This is a genomic window from Cellulomonas sp. P4_A2 (assembly GCF_056402515.1).
This window is the reverse complement of record NZ_JBFUHG010000032.1, coordinates 1-7,358: the sequence shown is the minus strand read 5'-3', so window position 1 is coordinate 7,358 and position 7,358 is coordinate 1. Positions and strand designations below refer to the sequence as shown.

Sequence of the window (7,358 nt, the reverse complement as noted above, 5' to 3'; positions counted from 1 at the left end):
GCCGTCGCCGCCGCCGACTCGGGCGCCACGCCGGCCGCCGTCCTCGAGGCGGCGGCGCAGGCCGCGACCGCCGGTGCGGAGGCGACGGTCGAGCTGATCGCGACGAAGGGTCGCGCCAGCTACCTCGGCGAGCGCTCGGCGCACCACATGGACCCGGGGGCGCGCTCGACCGAGCTGATCCTGCGCGCCGCCGCCCAGGCCGCGGAGTGAGCGGGGGCGCACGGGTCGCGCTCGTGCTCGTCTCGCACTCGCGCGCGCTCGCGGAAGGGGCCGCCGAGCTCGCCGGCCAGATGGCGCCCGGCGTCCTGCTGATCGCCGCGGGTGGCATGGACGACGGGGGGATCGGCACGAGCTTCGGCGCGATCGAGGCCGCGCTGACCAGGGCGACCGAGGACGGTGGCTCCGCCGTCGTCCTGACCGACCTGGGCTCCGCGGTGCTCACCACCGAGTCCGTCGTGGAGTTCCTCGACCCCGACGTCGCGGCGCGGGTGCGGCTCGCGGACGCCCCGTTCGTCGAGGGCGCTGTCGCGGCGGCCGTGACGGCGCACGCGGGAGCGGACCTGGAGACGGTCCACGCGTCGGCAGAGGCCGCAGGCGGCATGTTCGGGACCCCCTCGGCGGAGGCCGCCCCAGCGGGTCCGGTCGCCGACGACGGTGTCGTGCGGGCCACCGTCACGGTCCGCAACCCGCTCGGGCTGCATGCCCGGCCCGCCGCGGTCGTGGCGCGGATGCTGGCGGGCTACGACGCGAAGGTGCAGGTCAACGGCGCGAACGGGGCGAGCGTGCTGGCCCTGATGAAGCTCGGGGCCACGCAGGGGCACGAGCTGCAGGTCGAGGCCGAGGGCGCGCAGGCTGCTGAGGCCGTCGCGGCCCTCGTCGACGCGGTCGAGGGCGGGTTCGGCGAGACCTGATCCCGTGTGACCGAGTCCACATGGACGGGCGTTCAGAAAATATTGCACGAGATGTAAAGTTGCACCTCGTGCAGAACACCCTTCTCGTCGGCTCGGCCGACCCCCGCGGCCCCGGCCTGCGGGAGCGCCAGAAGCTTGCGCGCCGCGAGGCGCTGATCGACGCGACACATCGACTCGTCGCCGAGCACGGCCTCGACGCGGTGACGGTCGAGGCGATCTGCGCGGAGGCCGGCGTCTCGGTCCGCACGTTCTTCAACTACTTCGAGACGAAGGACGACGCGGTCCTCGGGCACGCGCCGTGGCCGCTGGAGTCGGAGGCCGCCGACGCGTTCGTCGCGGGCGGCCCGACCGGTCACCTCCTCGAGGACATGCAGGCGCTCGTCTCGTCGTTCCTGGGGGACCCGCACCTGGACCACGCCCGGATGGCACGCGCGTTCGAGCTGGCGGCCCAGGAGCCGCGGCTGATCGCCCGCCACATGGCCTGGCTCGAGAAGCACAAGGGGCAGCTCGCGGCCGTCGTCGAGAAGCGCCTCGGATCGGGGACCGCGTCGTCGGCGTACTCCACCGAGACCGTCTCCGCCGCCCTGATGTTCCTCGTGCACGCGACATTCCTGCGCTCCGAGGCCTCACCTGCCGATGTGCCTGTCGGAGACCACCTCGCTGCCGTGGTCGCCGAGCTGCGCGCGATCGTCTCCGACTGAAGCCGCTCCACCGTCGTCCCGCGCGTCCCGCGACGCGATCACAGTTGCCCGAACGCACCGAAGAACGAGGTCCCACGCATGGCCATCGCCGCACCCGGCGCCCCAGCGACAGACAAGCCGCTGATCGTCCTGACCCCCCGCACCGTCTGGCTCATCTTCGGTGCGCTCATGGCGGGCATGTTCATGTCGTCGCTCGACCAGTCGATCGTCGGCACAGCCATGCCCACGATCGTGGGCGAGCTCAACGGCGTCGAGCACCAGGGCTGGGTGGTGACCGCGTACATCCTGGCGATCGCCATCGTGATGCCCCTGTACGGCAAGTTCGGTGACCTCTGGGGCCGGCGCTGGCCGTTCCTGGTGGCGATCGGGCTGTTCACGCTGGCGTCCGCCGGTGCCGGGTTCGCCGACACGTTCGGCCAGCTGGTGTTCTGGCGGTTCATGCAGGGCCTCGGCGGTGGCGGTCTGATGATCCTGTCGCAGGCGATCATCGCGGACATCGTGCCCGCCAAGGAGCGCGGCAAGTACATGGGCCCGATGGGCGCCCTGTTCGGCATCGCGGCCGTCGTCGGACCGCTGCTCGGCGGCCTGTTCACGCAGCACGCCGACTGGCGCTGGTGCTTCTGGCTGAACATCCCGATCGGCGTCGCCGCGTTCGCGATCGCCTGGTTCACGCTCAAGCTGCCCTCGCACCGTTCCGGCAAGAAGATCGACGTCGCCGGGATCTTTTTCATGGTCGTCGGAACCTCCGGCCTGGTCCTGCTGACCAGCTGGGACAGCTGGACCGGCAACCGCGGCTACGACTGGTCCGACCCTGGCCTGCTCGCGCTCGCCGTCGGCACCCTCGCGTCCATCGCGGCGTTCATCGTCGTGGAGCTGCGCGCGCAGGAGCCGCTGCTGCCGCTGCGCCTGTTCCGCAACCCGACCTTCACCATCGCCACCGTGATCGGCCTGATCCTCGGCATGGGGATGTTCGCGGCGATTGCGTTCCTGCCGACGTTCCTGCAGATGTCGACCGGTGCCGGCGTGACCGAGTCCGGCTTCCTCATGCTCCCGATGATGGTCGGCGTCATGATCGCGGCCGTCGGGTCGGGTCTGGCGATCACCCGCACGGGCCGCTACAAGATCTTCCCCGTGGCCGGCCTGGCCATCACGGCTGGGGGCATCGCGTGGCTCACGCAGATCACCGGTGACATGTCGATGATCCTGTTCGGCGCCATGATCTTCGTGGTCGGCTCGGGCATGGGCCTCGTGATGCAGACGATCGTCCTCGCCGTGCAGAACTCCGTGGACCCGCACGAGATCGGCACCGCGACCAGCACGAACAACTTCTTCCGCGAGATCGGCGCGGCCGTCGGCACGGCGCTGTTCAGCACCCTCTTCACGACGAAGCTCGCTGCGAACCTCGGCGACGTGTTCGCGGGTGCCCCGGCGGGTGCCGGCGACAGCGCGGCCGGCCTCACCCCCGCGGCCGTGCAGGCACTGCCCGAGCCCTACAAGACCGGCGTGATCGACGCGTTCACCAACGCCCTCGCCCCGTCGTTCTGGTACCTCGTGCCCGTGGTCCTCGTCGGGTTCGTTCTCGCGCTCTTCCTGCGCGAGGTCAAGCTCTCCGACGTGGCCGGCATGGTCGCCCGCGGCGAGGCGCTGGCCGCCGACGGCTCCGGCGACGTGACCGAGACGGTCGACGGCTCCGTGGTGCTCGACGAGCTCTCCGCGCCGGCCCACCCGGACATCCCGAGCCCGCACCGCGAGCCGGCGCAGGACGTCGGCGCGTCGGCCCGCCGGTAACCTTGGCCGCATGAGCTCCACCACCGGTGACGGTCCGGCCGTACGCCGCAAGCGCCCCGCGAAGCCCCAGTTCACGCAGACGATCCTCGTTCTCGAGGCTGTCGTGGTGTTCTTCGCGACGCTCGTGGCGTACGGCCTCCGGGTCGCCCCCACGGCCACCGTCTGGCTGGTCGGCGGCGGCCTGTGCGTGCTGCTCATCCTGCTGTCGGGCTTCGTCTCGCGGCCCGGCGGGTACGCGGCCGGGTGGGTCGGACAGGTGCTCGTGCTCGCGGGCGGGATCTGGGTCCCGATGATGTTCTTCGTCGGCGGGCTCTTCGTGATCCTGTGGTGGGTCGCCCTGAGCCTGGGCGGACGCATCGACCGCGAGCGTGCGGAGTATGACGCCGCTCACCCCGGTGCAGTCGGACCCTGAGCGACGACCCCCGTTAGGGTGACGGCCATGACTGACGCACCGACCACCCAGCGCACCCTCGTCCTCGTCAAGCCGGACGGCGTCCGGCGCGGGCTGACCGGCGAGGTCCTGCGCCGCATCGAGGCCAAGGGCTACACGCTGGTGGCCGTCGAGCTGCGCGAGGCCTCCGTGGAGCTCCTCGAGGAGCACTACGCCGAGCACGCCGGCAAGCCGTTCCTGACCCCGCTGGTCGACTTCATGCGCTCGGGCCCGCTGCTCGCGGTCGTCGTCGAGGGCCACCGCGCCATCGAGGGGTTCCGGTCCCTGGCCGGCGCCACCGACCCGACGGTCGCCGCGCCCGGCACGATCCGCGGCGACCTCGCCCGCGACTGGGGCCTGAAGGTCATCCAGAACCTCGTGCACGGTTCGGACTCTCCCGAGTCGGCCGCCCGCGAGATCGCGCTCTGGTTCCCCGCGCTCTGAACCATGGCCGCGACGCCTGCGGACCTCGTCGCGCAGGCGTGCGCGGACCTCGGAGAGGACGTCGTCGTCGACCGGTGCGTGGACCTGCTCACCGGACGGACGTCGGACCATCCGTTCTCGCTGGACCTGATCGCCGGGCCCGGGTCGCAACGGCTCGCGGACCGCTACGCGACGCAGCCCGGCAAGCCCGACCACTGGCCACGTGCCTGGGCCGCCCGGGCGCTGCGCTACGCCTGGCGCGAGGAGGTCGGCGTCCGGCGCGCCGTCGTCAGCGGGCTGTCCGACCCCGCGTGGCGCGTCCGGGAGACGTGCGCGGCGGTGGTCCGGCTGCGCGAGGTAGCGGAGGCGGCCGAGCCGCTGCGAGCCCTCCTGGCCGACGAGACACCCCGCGTCCGCGTCGCCGCCGCCCAGGCGCTGGCCGTGGTCGGCGAGCACGACGACCTCGAGGTGCTCGCGACGCTCCACGACGAGGACGCCCGGGTCGCGCGCGCGGTCGGGCAGGCCCGGAGCCGGCTCGCGGAGCGCCTCGACCTGCCCGATCCCGGCCACCACCGGCGCTGAGCAGCGCCGCCTCCCGGCTGCCGGGCGGCCAGCCCTTAGGCTTCGACCGTGCACCTCAAGACCCTCACCCTGCGGGGGTTCAAGTCGTTCGCCTCGGCGACGACCCTGAACTTCGAGCCGGGCGTCACCTGCGTGGTCGGGCCGAACGGCTCGGGCAAGTCCAACGTCGTCGACGCGCTGGCCTGGGTGATGGGGGAGCAGGGCGCCAAGTCGTTGCGCGGCGGCAAGATGGAGGACGTCATCTTCGCCGGCACCACCGGCCGCCCGCCGCTGGGTCGTGCCGAGGTGTCGTTGACGATCGACAACGCCGACGGTGCGCTGCCCATCGAGTACTCCGAGGTGACGATCTCGCGCACCCTGTTCCGCAACGGCGGGTCCGAGTACGCGATCAACGGCCAGGGCTGCCGGCTGCTGGACATCCAGGACCTGCTGTCCGACTCCGGCCTGGGCCGCGAGATGCACGTCATCGTCGGCCAGGGCCAGCTCGACGCGGTCCTGCGGGCCACGCCCGAGGAGCGGCGCGGCTTCATCGAGGAGGCCGCAGGCGTCCTGAAGCACCGCAAGCGCAAGGAGAAGGCGCTCCGCAAGCTCGAGGCGATGCAGGCCAACCTGACGCGGCTCGGCGACCTGACCGGCGAGATCCGACGACAGCTCGGGCCGCTCGGCCGGCAGGCCGAGGTCGCTCGCAAGGCGCAGACCGTCCAGGCCGACCTGCGCGACGCCCGCGCGCGGCTCCTGGCCGACGACCTGGCGCAGCTCACCTCCACGCTCGAGCAGGAGATCGCCGACGAGAGCGCCCTGCGCGTGAAGCGCGAGGAGGTCGAGCAGGCATTGGCCGGTGTCCGTGCGCGGCTCGCGACGCTCGAGCGGGAGGCGGCCGAGGCGGCACCCGCGCTCAGCGAGGCCAGCGAGGTCTGGTACCGGCTGTCGTCGCTGCGCGAGCGGCTGCGCGGCACCGCCTCGCTGGCGGCCGACCGGGTCCGGCTGCTCGGCAGCGCCGGCCCCGAGCGTTCCGGCGGCGCCGACCCCGACGACCTGGCGGCCCAGGCCGAGCGGGTGCGCTCGGCGGAGGCGGAGCTGGCAGGCGAGGTCGAGCTGGCCCGGGCCGGGCTGGAGGCTGCCGTCACCGCGCGCCAGCAGGCCGAGGCCGAGGCCGTCGCCGCCGAGAAGGAGGTGGCGACCGCCCTGCGCGGTGCCGCCGACCGTCGCGAGGGCGTCGCCCGCCTCGCCGGCCAGGTCGCGGCCCGACGCAGCCGCGTCGAGGCCACGCAGGCCGAGATCGGGCGCCTGCGCGAGTCGCTGGCGGCGGCCGAGCTGCGCGCCCAGGACGCGACGACCCAGTTCGCCGTCCTCGAGTCGCAGGTCGCGGGTGTCGAGGAGGGCGAGGAGGGCCTGGACGCCGAGCACGAGGCAGCCGTCGAGGCGCTCGAGAAGGCGACCGAGCGGCTCGCCGCGCTCCAGGAACAGCTCAGCGCCGCCGACCGCGAGCGTGCGGCCCTCGAGTCGCGCGCCGAGACCCTCGAGCTCAGCCTGACGCGCAAGGACGGCGTGGGCGCACTGCTCGCCGCCGACGGTCAGCCCGGTCTCGTCGGATCCGTCGCGGCCCTGCTGGCGGTGGACCCGAAGGACGAGGAGGCGATCGTCGCGGCGCTCGGCTCGCTCGCCGACGCGGTCGCGGTCGACTCGGTCGATGCCGCCGTCGACGCCATCCGGTACCTGCGCACCGAGGACGCCGGCCGGGCGACGCTGCTGGTCAGCGGCGGTGCCGGGAGTCCCGCCCCGCCGGTGACCGACGTGCCCGCAGGCGCCGAGCGCGCCGTCGACCTGGTCCGGGCCCCCGCGCACGTGCGCGCCGCCGTCGAGACATTGCTCGCCGACGTCGTGGTCGTGGACGACCTCGCCGCCGCCCGCGCGATCGTCGCCACCCGCCCCGACCTGGTCGTCGCGACCCGGTCCGGTGACGTCCTGTCGCAGCACCGCGCCTCCGGTGGCTCGGCGACCGCTCCGAGCGCGCTGCACCTGCAGGCCGCGCTCGAGCAGGCGAGGTCGGGTGCCGCGGCCGCGGCTGCGGCGGGGGAGCGGGTCCGGTTCGAGCTGACGACGGCGACCGAGTCGCTGGCCGCGGCCCGCGAGGCGCACGAGCACACCCTGGACCGGCTGAACGAGTCCGACGCGGCCCTCGCGGCCGTCGCCGAGCAGCTGGGCCACCTCGGCTCGACCGCCCGCGCCGCGAACGCCGAGGCCGCGCGCCTGCAGACCTCGCTCGACGGCGCGTCGAACACGCTCGAGGCGGACACCGCCGAGCTCGCCGAGCTCACCGAGCGGCTGGCCGCGGCCGAGGTCGAGCCCGCCGAGTCCGAGGCCGCGATCGTGGAGGGCAGCGCCCGTCGCGACCGCCTGGCCGAGCTGGCGTCCGGCGCTCGCGCCCGGGAGACCGAGGCGCGGCTGACGCTGCGGACCGGCGAGGAGCGCGCCCGCGCGCTGTCGGGTCGTGCGGAGTCGCTCGAGCGCGCCGCGCAGGCC

8 protein-coding genes are annotated in these 7,358 nt (G+C 73.7%); all 8 read left to right on the top strand.

Features of this window, described 5'->3' with window-relative positions; translation table 11 throughout:
• Window positions 1–210 (top strand): DAK2 domain-containing protein (locus AC1DUE_RS19800; protein ID WP_477041126.1); only part of this gene is annotated, 210 nt, incomplete at its 5' end.
• Entirely contained in the window at window positions 207–911 is a 705-nt protein-coding gene (dhaM, locus tag AC1DUE_RS19795; RefSeq protein WP_477041125.1) for a dihydroxyacetone kinase phosphoryl donor subunit DhaM, read from the top strand. The genes AC1DUE_RS19800 and dhaM, both read left to right, overlap by 4 nt.
• Window positions 912–979: 68 nt before the next feature.
• The gene (locus AC1DUE_RS19790) at window positions 980–1,612 is read left to right on the top strand and encodes a TetR/AcrR family transcriptional regulator (RefSeq protein ID WP_477041124.1); all 633 of its coding nucleotides are present in this window, start codon (window positions 980–982) and stop codon (window positions 1,610–1,612) included.
• A gap of 78 nt (window positions 1,613–1,690) precedes the next feature.
• Complete coding sequence (locus tag AC1DUE_RS19785; RefSeq protein WP_477041123.1) at window positions 1,691–3,400, top strand: MDR family MFS transporter; 1,710 nt, start codon at window positions 1,691–1,693, stop codon at window positions 3,398–3,400.
• Between the two features lie 10 nt (window positions 3,401–3,410).
• Window positions 3,411–3,812 (top strand): DUF4233 domain-containing protein, encoded by a 402-nt coding sequence (locus AC1DUE_RS19780; protein ID WP_477041122.1) that lies wholly within the window; start codon window positions 3,411–3,413, stop codon window positions 3,810–3,812.
• Window positions 3,813–3,839: 27 nt separating this feature from the next.
• Complete coding sequence (gene ndk / locus AC1DUE_RS19775; RefSeq protein ID WP_477041121.1) at window positions 3,840–4,274, top strand: nucleoside-diphosphate kinase; 435 nt, start codon at window positions 3,840–3,842, stop codon at window positions 4,272–4,274.
• A 3-nt stretch (window positions 4,275–4,277) separates the two neighbouring features.
• Window positions 4,278–4,835, top strand: a complete 558-nt coding sequence (locus AC1DUE_RS19770; RefSeq protein ID WP_477041120.1) for a HEAT repeat domain-containing protein — start codon at window positions 4,278–4,280, stop codon at window positions 4,833–4,835.
• Between the two features lie 48 nt (window positions 4,836–4,883).
• On the top strand, window positions 4,884–7,358 hold a 2,475-nt coding region (gene smc / locus AC1DUE_RS19765), incomplete at its 3' end, for a chromosome segregation protein SMC (protein WP_477041119.1).